Origin of the sequence: Paraburkholderia tropica (genome assembly GCF_014171495.1) — a bacterium.
GTDB lineage: Bacteria > Pseudomonadota > Gammaproteobacteria > Burkholderiales > Burkholderiaceae > Paraburkholderia > Paraburkholderia tropica.
This window is the reverse complement of the sequence record NZ_CP049134.1, coordinates 1,134,237-1,152,732: the sequence shown is the minus strand read 5'-3', so window position 1 is coordinate 1,152,732 and position 18,496 is coordinate 1,134,237. Positions and strand designations below refer to the sequence as shown.

General features: G+C 68.7%; 16 protein-coding genes. 8 read left to right on the top strand and 8 right to left on the bottom strand.

Features of this window, described 5'->3' with window-relative positions; genetic code table 11:
* Window positions 1-8: 8 nt before the first annotated feature.
* From G5S35_RS05215 to iolB, 4 genes are read left to right on the top strand one after another with little or no spacing between them, the layout of a single operon-like run.
* Window positions 9-2,042, top strand: a complete 2,034-nt coding sequence (locus tag G5S35_RS05215; protein ID WP_065065901.1) for a bifunctional 5-dehydro-2-deoxygluconokinase/5-dehydro-2-deoxyphosphogluconate aldolase — start codon at window positions 9-11, stop codon at window positions 2,040-2,042.
* Window positions 2,039-4,033, top strand: a complete 1,995-nt coding sequence (gene iolD / locus G5S35_RS05210; RefSeq protein ID WP_183038705.1) for a 3D-(3,5/4)-trihydroxycyclohexane-1,2-dione acylhydrolase (decyclizing) — start codon at window positions 2,039-2,041, stop codon at window positions 4,031-4,033. The genes G5S35_RS05215 and iolD overlap by 4 nt, the downstream gene beginning before the upstream one ends.
* Before the next feature lie 33 nt (window positions 4,034-4,066).
* Complete coding sequence (gene iolE, locus G5S35_RS05205) at window positions 4,067-4,990, top strand: myo-inosose-2 dehydratase (protein ID WP_065065879.1); 924 nt, start codon at window positions 4,067-4,069, stop codon at window positions 4,988-4,990.
* On the top strand, window positions 4,987-5,790 hold the full coding sequence (gene iolB, locus G5S35_RS05200; RefSeq protein ID WP_065065880.1) for a 5-deoxy-glucuronate isomerase: 804 nt from the start codon (window positions 4,987-4,989) through the stop codon (window positions 5,788-5,790). Before iolE ends, iolB begins: the two co-directional genes overlap by 4 nt.
* Window positions 5,791-5,877: 87 nt before the next feature.
* Here iolB and G5S35_RS05195 read toward each other — a convergent pair whose 3' ends face one another.
* Window positions 5,878-7,590 carry a methyl-accepting chemotaxis protein gene (locus G5S35_RS05195; protein ID WP_373681713.1) on the bottom strand — a complete coding sequence of 571 codons (1,713 nt, stop codon included), beginning with the start codon at window positions 7,588-7,590 and terminating at the stop codon, window positions 5,878-5,880.
* A 503-nt stretch (window positions 7,591-8,093) separates the two neighbouring features.
* Between G5S35_RS05195 and G5S35_RS05190 the strand changes: the two genes are divergently transcribed.
* The 3 genes from G5S35_RS05190 (at window position 8,094) to G5S35_RS05180 (ending at window position 10,935) form a co-directional block, all read left to right on the top strand.
* Window positions 8,094-9,365, top strand: a complete 1,272-nt coding sequence (locus G5S35_RS05190; protein ID WP_065065882.1) for an MFS transporter — start codon at window positions 8,094-8,096, stop codon at window positions 9,363-9,365.
* Between the two features lie 149 nt (window positions 9,366-9,514).
* On the top strand, window positions 9,515-10,000 hold the full coding sequence (locus tag G5S35_RS05185; protein ID WP_065065883.1) for an adenosine-specific kinase: 486 nt from the start codon (window positions 9,515-9,517) through the stop codon (window positions 9,998-10,000).
* Window positions 10,001-10,026: 26 nt separating this feature from the next.
* A complete protein-coding gene (locus G5S35_RS05180) occupies window positions 10,027-10,935 on the top strand; it encodes an ATP adenylyltransferase family protein (protein ID WP_183038704.1) in 909 nt (302 codons plus the stop codon).
* Between the two features lie 13 nt (window positions 10,936-10,948).
* Here the strand turns inward: G5S35_RS05180 and G5S35_RS05175 are convergent, their stop codons facing one another.
* The 7 genes from G5S35_RS05175 to G5S35_RS05145 all read right to left on the bottom strand — a co-directional run bounded on the left by G5S35_RS05175 (window position 10,949) and on the right by G5S35_RS05145 (window position 17,354).
* Window positions 10,949-11,671: an ABC transporter ATP-binding protein gene (locus G5S35_RS05175; protein ID WP_183038703.1), complete on the bottom strand. Its 723-nt coding sequence runs from the start codon at window positions 11,669-11,671 to the stop codon at window positions 10,949-10,951.
* Complete coding sequence (locus G5S35_RS05170) at window positions 11,668-12,429, bottom strand: ABC transporter ATP-binding protein (RefSeq protein ID WP_074987453.1); 762 nt, start codon at window positions 12,427-12,429, stop codon at window positions 11,668-11,670. Before G5S35_RS05170 ends, G5S35_RS05175 begins: the two co-directional genes overlap by 4 nt.
* Window positions 12,426-13,721 (bottom strand): branched-chain amino acid ABC transporter permease, encoded by a 1,296-nt coding sequence (locus G5S35_RS05165; RefSeq protein WP_237181347.1) that lies wholly within the window; start codon window positions 13,719-13,721, stop codon window positions 12,426-12,428. The genes G5S35_RS05170 and G5S35_RS05165 overlap by 4 nt, the downstream gene beginning before the upstream one ends.
* A gap of 4 nt (window positions 13,722-13,725) precedes the next feature.
* On the bottom strand, window positions 13,726-14,664 hold the full coding sequence (locus tag G5S35_RS05160; RefSeq protein ID WP_183038701.1) for a branched-chain amino acid ABC transporter permease: 939 nt from the start codon (window positions 14,662-14,664) through the stop codon (window positions 13,726-13,728).
* A 25-nt stretch (window positions 14,665-14,689) separates the two neighbouring features.
* Window positions 14,690-15,199, bottom strand: a complete 510-nt coding sequence (locus tag G5S35_RS05155; RefSeq protein ID WP_183038700.1) for an acyl-CoA thioesterase — start codon at window positions 15,197-15,199, stop codon at window positions 14,690-14,692.
* A gap of 64 nt (window positions 15,200-15,263) precedes the next feature.
* Entirely contained in the window at window positions 15,264-15,794 is a 531-nt protein-coding gene (locus G5S35_RS05150) for an NUDIX domain-containing protein (protein WP_183038699.1), read from the bottom strand.
* 291 nt (window positions 15,795-16,085) lie between these two features.
* On the bottom strand, window positions 16,086-17,354 hold the full coding sequence (locus G5S35_RS05145; RefSeq protein ID WP_183038812.1) for a YbfB/YjiJ family MFS transporter: 1,269 nt from the start codon (window positions 17,352-17,354) through the stop codon (window positions 16,086-16,088).
* A 153-nt stretch (window positions 17,355-17,507) separates the two neighbouring features.
* Here G5S35_RS05145 and G5S35_RS05140 point away from each other — a divergent pair, with 153 nt between their 5' ends.
* Window positions 17,508-18,425 (top strand): LysR family transcriptional regulator, encoded by a 918-nt coding sequence (locus tag G5S35_RS05140; RefSeq protein WP_065065892.1) that lies wholly within the window; start codon window positions 17,508-17,510, stop codon window positions 18,423-18,425.
* The last annotated feature ends 71 nt before the right edge of the window (window positions 18,426-18,496 follow it).

The window sequence follows — 18,496 nt, the reverse complement described above, 5'->3', positions numbered from 1 at the left end:
GAATGCTCATGGCTATCATCCCCACCAACCCGACCCGCACCACGCCGAGCCGTTTTGCGCCGGGCCGCAGCCGCGACATCGTGTGTCTGGGCCGGCTGGGCGTCGATCTCTACGCGCAGCAGGTCGGCGCGCGGCTCGAAGACGTGTCCACGTTCGCCAAGTATCTGGGCGGCTCGTCCGCGAACATCGCGTTCGGCTGCGCGCGCCTCGGCCTGCAGTCGGCGATGCTCACGCGCGTCGGCGACGACCACATGGGCCGCTTTCTCACCGAAACGCTCGCGAAGGAAGGCTGCGATACGAGCCACATTCGCGTCGATCCCGAACGCCTCACCGCGCTCGTGCTGCTGGGCATCAAGGACCGCGACACGTTCCCGCTGATCTTCTACCGCGAGAACTGCGCCGACATGGCCGTCGATCCCGCCGACTTCGACGAAGCGTTCATCGCCTCCGCGAAAGCGCTGCTGATCACCGGCACGCACTTCTCCACCGAACAGGTGAACCGCACGAGCCTCGCCGCGCTCGACTACGCGCGCCGCAACAACGTGCGCACGGTGCTCGACATCGATTATCGTCCGGTGCTCTGGGGTCTCACGGGCAAGGCCGACGGCGAGACGCGCTTCGTCGCCAGCGCGGGGGTGAGCGAGCATCTGCAGCGCATTCTGCCGAACTTCGATCTCGTGATCGGCACCGAGGAGGAGTTCCGTATCGCGGGCGGCAAGGAAGCGCTCGTCGATGCGCTCAAGCGCGTGCGCGAGGTCACGTCCGCGACGCTGCTGGTCAAGCGTGGGCCGCTCGGCTGCCAGATCGTCGAAGGCGCGGTGCCCGATTCGCTCGACGACGTGCCGATGCAGCGCGGCGTGGAAGTCGAGGTGCTCAACGTGCTCGGCGCGGGCGACGCGTTCGCCTCGGGCTTTCTCTCGGGCTGGCTGCGCGACGCGCCGCTCGAAGACTGCGCGCGCGCCGCGAATGCGTGCGGCGCGCTGGTCGTCTCGCGTCACGGCTGCGCGCCCGCCATGCCCACGCCCGCCGAGCTCGACTACTTCCTGAGCGAAGCGCAAGCCGACCCCGTGCGCATGCGCCGCCCCGACCGCGACGCGACGCTCGCGCGCCTGCATCGCGTCACGCCCGCACGCAAACGTCATGACGAAGTGCTCGGCTTCGCCTTCGATCATCGCAATCAGTTCTTCGATCTCGCGCAGCAAACGGGCGCGGACGAATCGCGCATCGCGCATCTGAAGAATCTCTATGTGGAAGCGGTCGCGCAAACCGAAAGCGCGCTCGGCCTGCAGGGCAAGATCGGCGTGCTGATCGACGACCGCTACGGTCAGGACGCGCTCAACGCCGCCACGGGCCGCGACTGGTGGATCGGCCGCCCGGTCGAGTTGCCGGGTTCCGTGCCGCTCGTGTTCGACCATGGCCGCTCGATCGGCACCACGCTCGCGAGCTGGCCCATCGGCCATACCGTGAAGTGCCTCGTGCAATTCCATCCCGACGAACCGATCGAGCAGCGTCTCGAACAGGAAGCGCAATTGCGCGCGCTCTACGACGCCGTGCAGGCGAGCGGCCACGAACTGCTGCTCGAAGTGATTCCGCCCAAACTCGACGGCAAGCCGAATCCGCCCGGCACGATCGCGCGCGCGCTCAAGCGGCTCTACAACATCGGCCTCTATCCCGAGTGGTGGAAGCTCGAACCGCTGGACGCGGCGCAATGGCGCGAGGTCGACGCGCTGATCGCCGAGCGCGATCCGCATTGCCGCGGCGTGGTGCTGCTCGGGCTCTCCGCGCCGATGGATCAATTGATGAGCGGCTTCAAGGCGGCGGCGGCCTCGCAGACCTGCCGCGGCTTCACGGTCGGCCGCACGATCTTCTACGAGCCGAGCTACGCGTGGCTCAAGGGCGATATCGACGACAAGACGGTGATCGCACGCGTGCGCACGGCGTTCGAAACGCTGATCGCCGCGTGGCGCGAGGCGCGTGCCGAAGCGCTGACCACGCAGACCGCGCAGACTCATCAAGCCGCGCGCGAGGAGAAAGCAGCATGAATCAACGCATCGCTCCGATCTCGCACGCGGCGCAGGAAAGCTCGACGAGCGTTGCGCAGCATCCGCCAGGCGCCACCGTGCGCCTGACCGCCGCGCAAGCCGTGGTGCGCTGGCTCGCGGCGCAACGGGTGGCCTGCGAGGACGGTTCGGGCCGCACCGAACCGCTGTTCGGCGGCGTGTTCGCGATCTTCGGCCACGGCAACGTCGCGGGCCTTGGCGAAGCGCTCTATCAATATCGCCACGAATTGCCGACGCTGCGCGCGCACAACGAGCAGGCGATGGCGCACAGCGCGATTGCCTATGCCAAGGCGCATTTCCGCCGCCGCATGATGGCGGTGACGACCTCGATCGGCCCCGGCGCGACCAACCTCGTCACCGCCGCGGCGCTCGCGCACGTGAACCGTCTGCCGCTGCTGCTGCTGCCCGGCGATATCTTCGTGTCGCGCGAGCCCGATCCGGTGCTGCAACAGATCGAGGATCAGCAGGACGGCGGGCTCTCCGCGAACGACGCGCTGAAGCCGGTCTCGCGTTACTTCGATCGCATCGTGCATCCGGCGCAATTGCTGAGCGCGTTGCCGCGCGCGCTGCGCGTGCTGACCGACGCCGCGCAGTGCGGCCCCGTCACGCTCGCGCTGCCGCAGGACGTGCAGGCCACCGCGTGGGATTACCCGGCCAGCTTCTTCACGCCGCGTCTCGTGAACTTCCATGCGCCCGCGCCCATCGCGAGCGAAATCGACGCGGCGCTCGCGCAGTTGTGCCGCGCGCGCCAGCCGCTGATCGTCGCGGGCGGCGGCGTGCTTTATGCGCGCGCGTCGGAAGCGCTGCGAGCGTTCGCCGCCGCACGCGGCATTCCCGTCGCCGAAACCCAGGCGGGCAAAGGCGCGCTCGCGTGGGACGATCCGCTCAACGCGGGCGCGATTGGCGTGACCGGCTCGCCCGCCGCCAATGCGCTCGCGCGCGACGCCGATTGCATCCTCGCCGTCGGCACACGCCTGCAGGACTTCACGACGGGCTCGAACACGCTGTTCGCGCACGCGAGCATCGTCAGTATCAACGCGAACGGTTTCGACACGCTCAAGCTCGACGCGATCGCCGTGCAAGCCGACGCGAAGCTTGCAATCGCCGCGCTCGACGCGCAACTGAATGCACATCTCGACGGCTGGCGCGCCGACGCCGCGTGGACCGCGCAAGCCACGCGTCTCGCCGATGCGTGGCGCGCGAGCGTGACGGCACTCACGCACGCGCAGCAGGAACCCGACACCTTGCCCTACGACGCCGATGTGATCGGCGCCGTGCAGCGCTCGTCTCCTCGCTCGGATACCGACGACATCGTCGTGTGTGCGGCGGGCACGCTGCCGGCCGAACTGCACAAGCTCTGGCGCGCGGGACGCCCCGGCGCGTATCACGTCGAATACGGCTATTCGTGCATGGGCTACGAGATCGCGGGCGGCCTCGGCGCGAAGCTCGCGCGACCCGAGCGCGAAGTGATCGTGATGGTCGGCGACGGCAGCTATCTGATGATGAACAGCGAGATCGCCACCTCGGTGATGCTGGGCGCGAAGCTCATCATCGTCGTGCTCGACAATCGCGGTTATGGCTGCATCAATCGTCTGCAACAGGCGTGTGGCGGCGCGCCCTTCAACAACCTGTTCGACGATTGCGCGCAAGGTCCGCTCGGCGCGCCGCAGATCGACTTCGCCGCGCATGCGCGCGCGCTCGGCGCAGAGGCCGAGCACGTCGCGAACGTGGCCGAACTGGACGCCGCGATGCAACGCGCGCGCGCGGCGACGCGCACGTATCTCGTGTGCATCGACACCGATCCGGCGCGCACCACCGAGGAAGGCGGCTGGTGGTGGGAAGTGGCGGTGCCGGAAGTGTCGCCGCGCGCGGCGGTGCGCGAGGCGCGCGAGCGCTACGTGCAGCAGATCGCGGAACGCCACGCACACGCCTCGCACGCGTCAGACGGCGACGCCCCCAAAAACGAAGCATGAAGCACCCGACGCTCCACAGATCGAGGAACGCACATGAGCGCATTTGAAGTACGCATCGGCATCAATCCGCTGTCGTGGATGAACGACGACCTGCCTTCGCTCGGCGGCGAGACGCCGCTTTCCACGGCGCTGACCGAAGGCCGCGAGATCGGCTACGAGGGTTTCGAACTCGGCAACAAGTTTCCGCGCGAGCCGCAGGCGCTCAAGACACTGCTCGCGCAATACGATTTGTCGCTGGTCTCGGGCTGGTACTCGGGCATGCTCGCGAAGCGCAGCGTGCAGGAGGAAATCGCCGCCGTGGATCGCCATCTCGATCTGCTCGCGCAGAACGGCGCGACGGTGATGGTCTATGGCGAGGTCGCCGACTCGATTCAGGGCGCGCCGCGACCGCTCTATCAGCGACCGCGTTTTTTCAGCGAGCAGCAGTGGGACGCATACGCGGAGCGCGTCGACGCCTTCGCTCGACATACGCTTTCGCGCGGCGTGCGGCTTGCGTATCACCATCACATGGGCGCGTACGTGGAAACGCCCGCCGACGTCGACAAGCTGATGGCGCGCACGAGCGATGCCGTGGGCCTGCTGTTCGACGCGGGCCACATTACCTTCGCGGGCGGCGACCCGGTCGCGGAACTCGACAAGCATATCGCGCGCGTGTGCCACGTGCATTGCAAGGACGTGCGCCCCGCCGTCGTGAAGCTCGCGCGCAATCGCAACTGGAGTTTTCTCGATGCGGTGCTCGCGGGCGCGTTCTCGGTGCCGGGCGACGGCGCCGTGGATTTCGCGTCGATCATCGCGAAGCTCAAGCAGCATGGCTATCGCGGCTGGCTCGTCGTGGAGGCCGAACAGGACCCCGTGATCGCGCCGTCGTATGCGTATGCGCAGAAGGGTTATCGCACGCTGCGTTCGCTGGTCGATTCGGATACCGAAACACTTTCTCGAACGAAGGAGGCAGCATGAGCCTGCTCGTGAAGGCCGCGCGCGAAGGCCAGACGATCGCGCGCGTCACGCCCGCCAGCGCGGGCTGGCGCTATGTCGGGTTCGCCGCGTACCGGCTCGGCAAGGATGAACTCGTCTACGTGCACGAGGTCGACCGCGAGAGCTGCATCGTCGTGCTCTCGGGCGCCGTGGATATCGAAGCCGATGGACAGCGCTATTCGAGCCTCGGCTCGCGCGACAGCGTGTTCGAGGACGCCGCGCCGGTCGCGCTCTACGTGCCGCCGGGCGTGAAAGCCGTCGTGCGCGCGACGCGCGACGCCGAAGTGGGCGTCGCGAGCGCGCCCGCGAAAGGCACGCTGCCCGTGCGCCTGATCGAGTCCGCGCAGATGAAGCGTTCGACGCGCGGCAAGAGTGCGAATACGCGTTACGTCTGCGATATTCTTCCGCAGACCGAGCCTGCGGAATCGCTGCTCGTGGTGGAAGTGCGCACGCCGTCGGGGCATTCGTCGAGTTATCCTCCGCACAAGCACGACGCCGATCGCCTGCCGCAGGAAAGCGCGCTCGAAGAGACCTACTACCATCGCCTGAATCCGCCGCAAGGCTTCGCGTTCCAGCGCGTCTACACCGACGCGCGCGATCTCGACGAAACCCTCGCCGTGGAAGATCACGACGTCGTGATGGTGCCGCGCGGCTATCATCCGGTGGTCGTGCCGTACGGTTACGACTCGTACTATCTGAACGTGATGGCGGGCCCCAGGCGCGAATGGCACTTCCATAACGATCCCGCGCACGAATGGATCATCGAGCGCGACGCGAAATAGCTGCGACATAAACGCGTCACGATGCAAAACGCCGCGTAAAACGCGGCGTTTTCTTTTCCACTTACGCGATCGCTCGCGGACGATCCGTCACGCCAGATGGAACTTGCCGACCAGCCGCTTGAGCACCTTCGCCTGATCGTCGAGCGACTGCGCCGCGGCCGTCGCTTCTTCCACGAGCGCCGCGTTCTGCTGCGTGCCCGAATCCATCTGCGTGACCGCGCGGCTGATCTCCTCGATGCCCGCGCGCTGCTCGCTGGACGCCGCCGAAATCTCGCCGATGATGTCGTTCACGCGGCGCACCGCCTTCACGACTTCGTCCATCGTGTTGCCCGCGTCGGTGGCGAGCGTCGACCCGTTCGCCACGCGCTCGACCGAGGCGCTGATCAGCGTCTTGATCTCCTTGGCCGCCGCCGCGCTGCGCTGCGCGAGATTGCGCACCTCGCCCGCGACCACCGAGAAGCCGCGCCCTTCCTCGCCCGCGCGCGCCGCTTCCACGGCCGCGTTCAGCGCGAGAATATTAGTTTGAAACGCGATGCCCTCGATCACGCCGATGATGTCCGCGATGCTCTTGGCGCTCTCGTTGATCTCGCCCATCGTCGCGACCACACGGCCCACCACGGCGCCGCCCTTCTCCGCGATCTGCGAGGCGTTGCCCGCGAGCGTGCTGGCCTGCTGCGCGTTCTCCGCGTTCAGGCGCACGGTCGAGGTCAGTTGCTCCATGCTGCTGGCCGTGCGTTCGAGCGCGACGGCCTGTTCCTCGGTGCGCTGCGAGAGATCGAGATTGCCGGTCGAGATCTGGCCGGACGCGGCGGCGATGGCTTCCGCGCTCGCCGCGATTTCCGCGACCGTCGTCGAGAGACCTTGCTGCATGTCGCGCAGCGCGCCGAGCATGCTGTGCGCGTCGCGCTCGCGCACGACGACCGGTTGCGCGAGATCGCCGGAAGCGATGCGCGCGGCGATGGCTTTCGCATGCGCGGGCTCGCCGCCGAGCGCGCGCGACAGCCGCCGCACGACCCATTCGCTAACGAAGAACGCCACGACGAACAGCGCGATCGTGGCCGCCGCCATCATCACGAACGACGACTTGAAGATGAACGCCGACGCCGCGATGGTCGCCTTGGCCGCCGCGCCGCGTTGCTCGACGAGTTGATCGACGAGCTTTTCGAGCTTTTCGGTTTCGACCAGCAGCGAGACGTCCTGGGTGCCGACCTGCCAGCTCATCTGCGACAGATCGAGAGGCTGCGCCTTCACGAGCGTGACGAAGTCGCGCAGATGGCCGCTCCAGGTCTGCATGGCATCGGAGAACTGTTTCTGCGAGGCGAGCGCGTCGGCGCGCGCGTGGCCGCTGCCGGCGTGGGCGGAGAGATCGTCGAGCACCTTCATTTCGTCGACGATCGCGGACAGATCCTTTTCGATGCCGTCGCCGAGTTCGTCGCGTTCCTTCGCCGTGGTCGCCGTGAGCAGCATCTTCTGCGCGCGGCTCGCGCGCAGCACGTGACCGCGCGCTTCCTCGGCGGCGCGGCTCGCGACGTGCCCCTGTTCGTAGATCGATTCCGTGGAATCGTTGAGGCGGCTGATCTGCGTGAGCGAGAACGCGCCAATCGCGAGCGTTCCCACCAGCACCACGGCGAACGCGAGACGCAGCGTCGCTTTCACCGAGAGGTGCGAGGCGGTGTCCGCCGCCGCGCGCTTCCTGCTCTTGCCCTTGCCTTTACTGCCACCGCGCCCCGTTGCGCCGTTTGCGCCTGGCGCCCCCAATTCGTCCGGCACGAACCCCGCATGGCGGCTCGCTTCAGTCATTGCTCGCATCGTTATCGGTCTCCAGCTTGTTGTACGACGTGCGCCGCGCCGGCTGCGTCCAGGCTCTCCGATATCCGCCCAAACCCGCCGACGCCTCTCGCTGAGCGCTCGTGGCGACTCATGCATGGCGCAACGCCTCAACTCCGGTCAACGGCACGGCGCCGCGCGATCTTTAGCGTGTCGCACTGGCGTCGTCGTCCGCGTACCGGCCCCGTAATGTCGCGGAAATGTTCGCGCATCTTCGCGGGTTATAACCGGCCAAAATCCGCCGCCAAAATTGCCGCGACAAATTTCCCGTTTGCGCGAGACGCCTGCGGCAAGGCGTCGCGGCGGAATCGCGGTGATCGGTGTCCGAATCGCGACAAAACTTGTCCGTACGATTCTTCCAAGACACATTACACTGCGCTTCATAACTCCTATATACGACTCTTTCATGCCGTCGCCGCATTGATTGCCTCGCGCATTCAGCCGGCGTCCGCTTGATGCTCTCCTGCCAAAGACATATGGAAACCAGCCTCGACAAGCGCGCCCTGTCCGGCGCCGCCGCTGCGTCCGCAGCGTCCACCGCCACACCTTCCGCCGCGCCGGCCGTGCAGCGCACGGTCTACAGCGTGCTCGGTGCGATCAGTTTTTCGCACCTGCTCAACGACATGATCCAGTCGCTGATCCTGGCCATCTATCCGATGCTCAAGGACAACTTCGCGCTGTCGTTCACGCAGATCGGCCTGATCACGCTCACGTACCAGATCACGGCGTCGATGTTGCAGCCGCTCGTCGGCGTCTATACGGACAAGCGCCCGATGCCGTATTCGCTGCCCGTCGGCATGGGCTTCACGCTCTGCGGCCTGCTGCTGATGTCGGTCGCGCCGAGCTTCGGCGTGCTGCTGGTCGCCGCCGCGCTGGTTGGCTGCGGCTCGTCGGTGTTCCATCCGGAGTCGTCGCGGGTTGCGCGCATGGCCTCGGGCGGCCGCCACGGCCTCGCGCAGTCGTTGTTCCAGGTCGGCGGCAACGCGGGCTCGTCGCTCGGACCGCTGCTGGCCGCCGCGATCATCATTCCGCATGGTCAGCGCAGCATCGCGTGGTTCTCGGTGGCCGCGCTGGTGGCGATGTTCGTGCTCACGCAGATCGGCCGCTGGTACAAGGCGCATCCGAATCTCAAGAAGAAGCGCGCCGAAGCGCCCGCCGTCGCCCTCTCGCGTGGACGCGTGGCGATGGCCATCAGCATCCTCGTGCTGCTGGTGTTCTCGAAGTACTTCTACCTCGCGAGCATCAACAGCTACTTCACGTTCTATCTGATCGACCGCTTCCATCTGCCCGTGCAGGCCGCGCAGGTGCACCTGTTCGTGTTCCTCGCCGCCGTGGCCGCGGGCACGATCATCGGCGGCCCGGTCGGCGACCGCATCGGCCGCAAGTATGTGATCTGGGGTTCGATCCTGGGCGTCGCGCCGTTCACGCTGCTGCTGCCCTACGCGAACCTGTTCTGGACCAGCGTGCTCACGGTGATCATCGGCATCGTGCTGGCCTCGGCGTTCTCGGCGATCCTCGTCTACGCGCAGGAACTGATTCCGGGCAAGGTGGGCATGGTCGCGGGCCTGTTCTTCGGCTTCGCGTTCGGTCTCGGCGGCATCGGCGCGGCCGTGCTCGGCCAGCTCGCGGATGCCACCAGCATCACGTTCGTCTACAAGGTCTGCTCGTTCCTCCCGCTGATCGGCATTCTCACGGTGTTCCTGCCCGACGTCGAAGGGAAGAAGAAACGCGCGAAGGCCGCTGCTTAAACCGCGCTGCGCGCGTCGCACCGAAAACGGCCGGCTGCCTGCGAAGGCGCCGGCCGTTTTTTCGTCGACGATCCGCGCCGCTTGCATTGGCCGCGACTTCGAACCATGCTGGAAGCCTCTGCCTTCGAGACGTTCGCGCGAGGTCCGCCATGCAGCTTTCCACGGTTGAAATCGTCAAGCCCGAAGCGACCAACTTCATCCTCGGGCAATCGCACTTCATCAAAACGGTCGAGGACCTGCACGAAGCGCTGTACGGCGCGGCGCCGGGCATCGCGTTCGGGCTGGCCTTCTGCGAGGCGTCGGGCAAGCGCCTCGTGCGCCGCTCGGGCACGCACGAAGCGCTCGTCGACATGGCGACCGATAACGCTCTGCGCATCGCGGCGGGCCACAGCTTTATCGTGTTTCTCGGCGACGGCTTCTTTCCCGTCAACGTGCTCAACGCGGTCAAAGCCGTGCCCGAGGTGTGCCGCATCTTCTGCGCGACGGCCAATCCGACCGACGTGCTGATCGCGGAGACCGATCGCGGACGCGGCATCGTCGGCGTGGTGGATGGCGCGCCGCCACTCGGCGTCGAGACCGACGACGACGTGCGCTGGCGCAAGGATCTGCTGCGCGCGATCGGCTACAAGGCGTGAGAGCCGGGTCCGTCACACATTCGCCGATGACATCGACACCGCTCACGTCCGCCACGCTGCGCGCCGCGCTCGACGCGCAAACGCGCCACGCGCTGCAATGCGGCGCGCTGCAACCCATCGACACGGTCCTCACGCATCTCGACGACGGCGGCGTGCGTTTCGCCGTGCGCCAGGTGTCGAGCCTCGCGCGCAAGGAGATGGCGCGGCGCACCGAGGCCATTGAAAGCAGCGCAACGCGCCGCAACCCATTTCTGCCCTGCGACGACGATCTGTGCGTCGGCACGCTCTCGCCGACGCATCTCGCGCTGCTCAACAAATACAACGTGATCGACGATCATCTGCTGATCGTCACGCGGCGTTTCGTGCCGCAGGAAGCGCTGCTCGATCTCGACGATTTCGCGGCGCTGCTCGTCGCCTTGCGCGGGTTCGACGCGCTCGGTTTCTACAACGGCGGCGCGGCGGCGGGCGCGAGTCAGCCGCACAAACATCTGCAGGCGGTGCCGTTGCCGCTCGATGATGCGACCGAAACCGCGCTGCCGATGGAAATTTTATGGCAATCGGCGCTAGTCAAAAGCGGCATCGCGCGCGTGCCGGGCTTGCCGTTCGCGCACGCACTCGCCGCGCTCGATCTGCGGCAAGGCAGCGCCGACGAGGCCGCGCGGCATGCGTGGCGCACCTATCGCGCGCTGCTCGATGCGGTGGGAATCGGCGCGATCGACGTGGAAGGACTGGCGCATCAACGTGCGCCCTACAACCTGCTCGTCACGCGGCGCTGGATGCTGGTGGTGCCGCGCACGCAGGAATGCGTGGACGGCATGTCGATCAATGCGCTCGGTTTCGCGGGTTCGCTATTCGTGCGCGACGCGCAGCAGCGCGCCGCGCTCGCGCACATCGGACCGATGACGGCGCTCGCGCGCGTCGCTCAACCTCGTTGAGCACGCAACGATCTCAACCGACGCCGAGCCATTCGCTCACGATGTCCTCGCGCTGCGCGAGTTCCGCCGGCGCGCCCTCGAATACGATGCGGCCATGCCCCATCACCGCGACGCGATCGGCGAGCGTCGGCGCGAGCGCGAGCCGCTGCTCGATCAGCAGCACCGCGACGCCGCGCTCGCGCAACGCGCGCAGCGCATCGCCGACGCGCGCGGTCATCTGCGCGGACAAACCTTCGGCCGGTTCATCGACGATCAACAGATCGGGATCGCCCATCAGCGCGCGGGCCAGCACGAGCATCTGCTGCTCGCCGCCCGAGAGCACGCCCGCGCGCGCCGCGCGCCGCTCGTGCAGGATCGGGAACAGCGCGCGCGCTTCGTCGAGCGTGAAGCGCGGCGTGCGGCGGCCGCGCTTCACAACGCCGAGCCGCAGGTTCTCGTCGACGCTCAGCGTGGGGAAAACGTCGCGCTGCTCCGCCACGTAGCCCAGGCCGAGGCGCGCGATCTCGAAGGTCCGCAGCGGCGCGAGATCGACGCCAGCAAAGCGGCGCACGCCATCGGCGGCGACCATCGACATCAGCGCCTTTGCAAAGGTCGAGCGCCCCGAGCCATTGCGGCCCGCCAGCGCCACGATTTCGCCCGCGTGGATGCGCAGATCGACGCCATGCAGCACCTGGCTCGCGCCGTACCACGCGCGCAGGCCCGCGACGTCGAGCAGTAACGATCTCGTCGTGCTCATGACGATGCCGCGCCGAAGTCGGCGCCCAGATAGGCCTCGCGCACGGCGGCATCGGCGCGAATCGCCTGCGGCGTGCCGGTGGCGATCACGCGGCCTTGCACCAGCACCGAGACGCGATCGGCGAGACCGAACACGGCGTCCATGTCGTGCTCGACGAGCAGCAGCGTCTTGCCCGCCGTGGTCGCGCGGATCAGCGCCAGCGCGCGCGCGGCTTCGGCGCGGTTCATGCCTGCCGTGGGTTCGTCGAGCAGCAGCGTCTGCCCGCCGCCCGCGAGCGCGAGGCCGAGGTCGAGCGCGCGTTGTTCGGCGTAGCTCAACGTCGCCGCTTCGCGTTCGGCGGCATGCGCGAGGCCGATGGCGTCGAGCACATCTGCGGCGCGCGCGTCGGCCTGCGCGGAGCCGAACCAGCGCGCCGCGAAGCCCGCGCCGCCGCGCAACGAGGCGAGCACGGCGCAGCGCAGGTTCTCGCGCACCGAGAGACGCGCGAACACGCTGGTGGTCTGGAAGCTGCGCGCGAGGCCACGGCGCGCGAGCGCGGGCGGGCCGAGCCGCGTGACGTCGCGGCCATACAGTTCGATGCGGCCCGCGCTCGCGCGCTGCTCGCCTGCGATCAGGCTGAAGAGCGTGGACTTGCCCGCGCCGTTCGGGCCGATCAGCGCATGACGTTCGCCCGCGCGCACGTCGAGATCGACGCCGCGCAGCACGGGCGTCGCGCCAAAGCGCTTCTCGATACCGCTCAGCCGCAGTGCGATCGTCATGGCCGCGTCTCCGGGTGAGCGACGTTCGCGCCGAAGCGTGCGCGGCGCAGCGCAGAGGCGCGGCGTGCGGCCAGCCAGCCGATTGCACTGAACACGCCGATCGCCGCGCCGAGCGACCACTGCGCATGCGTGGACAGCGCGGCGAAGGCGTTGGCCGACGCATCGTCGTCGCCGAAACGGATGGCGTAGGCCCATTGCACCGCGAGCACGAACGCGAGCGTGCCGCTGATCGCCGCGAGCAGCGCCAGGCACCACGGCGCGACGCAGGCTCGCCAGCCGTTACGCGCGAGCGTCGCGCGTTCGCGCGCGGCGAGGCCCGCGAGACCCTCGGGCGCCATCAGCACGACCACGATGAAAAACACGCCCACGTAGAGCATCCACGCGCGCGAGAGGCTCGCCACGCCGACGCTGAACGCCACCCACACGAGCGCGCCGAGCACCGGACCGAAGAACGCGCCCGCTCCGCCCGTCACCGTCGCGATCAGCACGGCGGCCGAACGCATCATGCCGACGCTCTCGGCCGCGGCGAGTTCGACGTTGATGAGCGCGAGCGTGCCCGCAACGCCCGCGAACGCCGAGCCCAGCACGATCATCGCGGCCCGCACGCGCGCGGGCGACGCGCCCAGCGACGCGGCGCGCCGCGGGTTGTCGCGCACGGCGTTGGCGAGGCGCACGAACGGCGCGCGCGACAGCACGCGCATCGCCACGCACGCCGCGAAACACCACGCCGCGATCAGCCAGTACGCCTGACGATCAGGGCCGAAGCTCCAGCCCGCGAGCGCCGGGCCGCTCGCGCGGTCGATCGGCACGCCGGCCTCGCCGCCGAACCAGCCGGGCAGCGCCCACGCCGCGGCGGCGACCAGTTCGCCGAGGCCGAGCGTGATCATCGCGAACGCGGTGCCCGCGCGGCGCGCGGCGACGCAGGCCGTCAACGCGCCGACCGCCGCGCCCGCCACGCCGCCGATCACGGGCAATAAGGGCAACGCCATCGCGTAGCGGTTGAAGCAATGCGCGGCCGCCAGCGCGCCAAGCCCCGCCGGCACGGCGTGGCCGAACGAGAGCAAGCCGGTCTCGCCGAGCAGCAGGTTGTACGAGAGCGCGAACACGATCATCGCGGCGGTTTGCGCGAGACACGCGAGCAGCCAGCCTTGCGGCGCGCCCGACGGCGAAAGCCACGCCGAGACGAGCGGCGGCGCGACCAGCAGCACCGCGAGCGCGAGCCACATCAGCGCCGAAACACGCGTGTGCGGCGTGCGAGCGAAGGGGCGATCGGCGTGAGGTTTGGCGCGCATGGCGTCACGCATCCTCGCCGCGCCGGCCGAACAGCCCTTGCGGACGCACGGCGAGCATCGCGACGAGCAACAGATACGGCAGCAGCGGCGCGGCCTGCGCGAGCGTGAGCGCGCTCCACGCGGGCGCGAGCGTCACGCCCGCGCGCGCGGCGAGCGCACCGAACGACACGTCGCTCGCCACCGCGAAGGTCTGCAGGAAACCGACCGCGAGCGACGCCACGAACGCGCCGCCGAGCGAGCCGAGCCCGCCCGTCACCACCACCACGAACACGATGGAACCGACCGATTCGGCCATCGCGGGCTCGACGACGAACAGCGGCGCGGCCACCACGCCCGCCAGCGCCGCGAGCGCGGTGCCGAGCGCGAAGACCAGCGTGCGCACGCGCGGCACGTCGTGGCCGAGCGCTTCGACGGCGGCCGCGTGCGTGAGCGCGGCGCGCACGACGAGGCCCGTCTGCGACACGCGCAGCGCGATGAAAATCAGCAGCAGCATGGCCGCCGACATCAGCATCGCGAACCCGCGATAGCGCGAGAACGCCGCGCCGCCGAAAGTGAACAGCGGACCGTCGAGCCACGCGGGCACGGTCGCCGCGAGCGGTTGCAAACCCCAGACGAGCTTGACGATTTCGCCGATCGCCCAGGCCGCGCCGAACGTCAGCAGCAGCGCATTCAGCGGACCGCCGGGCCGCGCGCGGCGCAGCAGCGCGACTTCGAACAGCGCGCCCACGAGTCCGGCCGCGAGCGGCGCGAGCACGAGCGCCCAGCCGAAGCCGCACCAGCCCGCGAGCGTCACGCCCAGATACGCGCCGAGCATGTAGAAGCTCGCGTGCGCGAAGTTGAGCACGCCGAGCATGCTGAAGATCAGCGTGAGCCCGGCGGAGAGCAGGAACAGCAGCAGGCCGTAGCTCGCGCCGTTGAGCGTATCGATGAGAAAGGCCTGCACGACAGCGTGTCGATGTGCGCGGCGGCTAGCTTCGTGCGCCGGCGTCGGCGTCGGCGTCGGCGTCGGCGTCGGCGTCGGCGTCGGCGTCGGCGTCATCCTCGACGACGAGCGGCGCAAGCGCCGCGCGCAACGCGTCGGGCAGCGCTTTCACGGGACGGCGCGTCTCGCGATCGACATAGACGTGCACGAAATGGCCCTGCGCGGCGGGCGTGGCGTCGCCCTCGCGAAACAGGCCGACCTCGTAGCGCACGCTCGACGAACCGAGCCGCGCCACGCGCAGTCCCGCCTCCACGCGATCGGGAAAGACGAGCGGCGCGAAGTAGTTGCACTGCGTCTCGACCACGAGGCCGATCGTCTCGCCGTGCTCGATGTCGAGCGCCTGCGCGCGGATCAGATACTCGTTCACCACGGTATCGAAATAGCTGTAGTAGACGACGTTGTTGACGTGTCCGTAGACGTCGTTGTCCATCCAGCGCGTGGTGATGGTGAGGAAGTGGCGATAGCCGGAACGGTCACGGGCGAGCGGTCGGTTCATCGGATCGGGAACATGAAGTTGAGGAAGCCTGCGCAGGCACAGGCGGCATGACGGCGCGCCGGACTCACTGCCCCGGCCGCTCGACGAATTCGAACGGCAGGCCGCGGCGGCGCATCCATTCGCCGAGCGCCTGACCGGTGCCCGCGCGCCAGGGCCGCAGCTTCGCGGGCTCGACCAGACGGTATTCGAGCAGTTCCGGCGACAGCGCGATCGTGCCCGTCGCCTTCACGTGATACGCGATGATCAGTTCGTTCTTGCGGATGAATTCGTAGACGCCGATCAGCTCGACGCTCTGGGTGAGCAGCGAGGTCTCCTCGAGCACTTCGCGCGCGATGCCCTCTTCGGGCGTCTCGCCGTTTTCGAGGAAACCGGTGATGAGCGCGAACATGCCCTCCTGCCAGGCCGCGTTGCGCGCCAGCAGAATGCGCCCTTCATATTCGACGATGGCCGCCACGACGGGCAGCGGATTGTCCCAATGCGTGTAGCCGCAGACAGGGTCCGGACAGGCGCGGCGGACGCGGCCGCCTTCGTGCGCCGCATCGGCGCGCTCGATGAGACGCGAGGCGCAGCGCGGGCAAAACTGGTATTCGCTCATGGCTCGATGGATTCGCAGGGCACAGACGCGGGAAGCAAGCGCGGGACACAACCGCGCCGCTGCGAGCCGCCCGGCAGGCGCGCGCAGGCGGCGCGAAGCTGCCATTTTAGTGCGCTATCGGCGTTGGCGTGCGAGTGGGCTTCGGCGGGCGTGGACGTGACGGCGCGCAGCGGCGGCGTTCATGGGCGCAAAAATCCACGAAACGGCGTCCACGAAATGGCGGGAGATGCGGGAAGATGCCGGGAGGCGCCTGGCGATCCTGACGAAACCGGCGGTGCCGCTCGCCCCGTTTCAGGCGCGCGAACGCAGCGCGCGCCAAACGAGCCCCAGCGCGCCGAGCACGAGCGCGGCGGCGGCGAGCGCGAGCGAACTCGTGAACGAGCCGCTCGACGCCGCCAGCGGCGCGGCGACCAACGGCCCGGCGATCTGGCCGATGCCGTAGGCGCCCGTCGCGTAGCCCATCAGCGCGGCCGCATGCTCGCCGCGCAGCAGACGCGCTTCGCGCATCGCGAACAACGTGATCGCCGTGAACGGCAAGCCGATCAGCACGCTGCCGAAAGCGAAGCCTGCGGCGTTCGGCCAGACGATGCCGAGCGCGATCCCGAGCGCCTGCAATACGTACGAGACGGCCAGCATCAGGCGGTTGTCCCAGTGCAGCGGCAGACGCGCCGCCGAGAGCGCGCCCACGATCAACGCGACGCCGAACATCGGCCAGAACAGGTCGGGCCACATCGAGCCCGGCAGCGCGTGGCGCGCGATCACCGGCAAGAAAGTCGCCGTGATGATGTAGCCGAAGCCCGGCACGCCGTAAAGCAGGACGAGCCAGAAGGCGTCGGCGCGGTTCGACGTGCTGCCGCTGCCGGAAGACGTTGCGGCTTGCGCCGAAGCGCCGGACGCAGTCGATGCAGGCGATCCAGACGCTGCCGCTGACGTCGCCGCCTCGCCCGCCTCGCGCGTTTCATCGCCGAAAACGGGCCACACGCAGACCGCGATCAGCACGCACACCAGCCCGAACCCGAGCCAGCCGACGCGCGCATCGATGCCGCCGAGCGCGCCCGCCGCGCTCACGGCCAGCCCCGTCAGCGCGATGCCGACGCCCGGTCCCGTGAAGATCACGCCGCCCCACTCGTGCGCGCCCAGTTGCGCGAGCCGGCGCAGTCCCCATTGCGACGCGAACACGAAGGTCGCCGCACTCACCGCGCCGCCCAGGAAGCGCACGATGGCCCAGATCCAGAACGCGTGCGTGAGGCCCATGACGAGCGTGAGCAGCGCCGTCGCCGCCAGCCCGGCGCGCACGATGCGCGCGGGCGCGAAACGCAGCGCCGCGCAGCCGACCGCGCCGACGAAGTAGCCCGCGTAGTTCAGCGACGCGAGCCAGCCGCCGTGTTGCAGATCGAGTCCGCCGCCGTGCAGCATCAGCGGCAGGAGCGGCGTGAACGCGAAACGTCCGATGCCGAGCGCTGCGGCGAGCGTCGCCATGCACGCGAGCGCGGCGCGTCGGGCGGCATGCGGGCGGCGGGCGGTCTGGGAGCCGGAACGGCGGGCGGCAAGGTCGGTCATGATCGGCGAAACACGGAAGGAGACGAAGAAACGGGGCGGCATGGGCGACGCGAGGCGGCATCGCGCAACGAGGTTTCCCAGCATGGTAGTCGCTGAAAACATTCCTTAAAAATGAATTATGATGAACGAATCATTCCCGTTTAGAGAACTATCATGGATCTCGCCGAGCTCGCGATCTTCCGGGCCGTCGTCCGCGAAAACGGCGTGACGCGCGCCGCCGCCAAGCTCAACCGCGTGCAGTCGAACGTGACCACGCGCATCAAGCAGCTCGAGGAGGAGCTTGGCACGCCGCTGTTCACGCGCGACGGCCGCCGCCTCGTGCTCACGCCCGCCGGCGAAACGCTGCTGCCCTACGCCGAACGGATGCTCGCGCTCGCCGATGAAGCGCGTCACGCGCTCAAGGCGGCGCGGCCGGCGGGGCGGCTGCGGCTCGGCACCATGGAAAGCGCTGCCGCGAGCCGTCTGCCCGGCGTGCTCGCGCGCTATCACCAGGCATGGCCCGACGTCACGCTCGAACTGGAAACGGCCACGACTGGCTGTCTGATGGAGCGGCTGCGCGAATTCGAGATCGACGCCGCGCTGGTCGCGACGCCGTTCGCGGGTCCGCCCGCCGCCGACGTCTTCGAGCACGTAAGCGTTTATCGCGAGGAACTGGTGATGATCACGCCGCGCGGGCATCGGCCGATCCGCCAGCCGGGCGACGTCGCGCTCTCGACGCTGGTCGCGTTCGAGCGCGGCTGCGCGTATCGCAACTACGTGGAGGCGTGGTATCTGGAGCACGGCATCCGGCCCACGCGCGTGCTGGAGCTGGGCTCGTATCACGCGATCGTCGCGTGCGTGGCGGCAGGTGCGGGCGTGGCCGTCGCGCCGCGCTCGGTGCTCGATCTGCAGCGCAATGCCGACGACATCGCCGTGCATTCGCTCGGCACGCTCGGCCAGATCGACACGCTGCTTGTCTGGCGGCGCGGGCATCTGTCGCCGGCGCTCGATGCGCTGAAGTCGGCGTTGCTTGCGCATGCGCGCGGTGAAACGCACACGCCCGCCGAAGCCGCCGCGGCGGCTGTGGCCTGAAGCACGCGCGCTCGTCGGCACAAAAACAAAAAGGGCTGCCCTTGCGGACAGCCCTTTTTTCATCGGCGAAT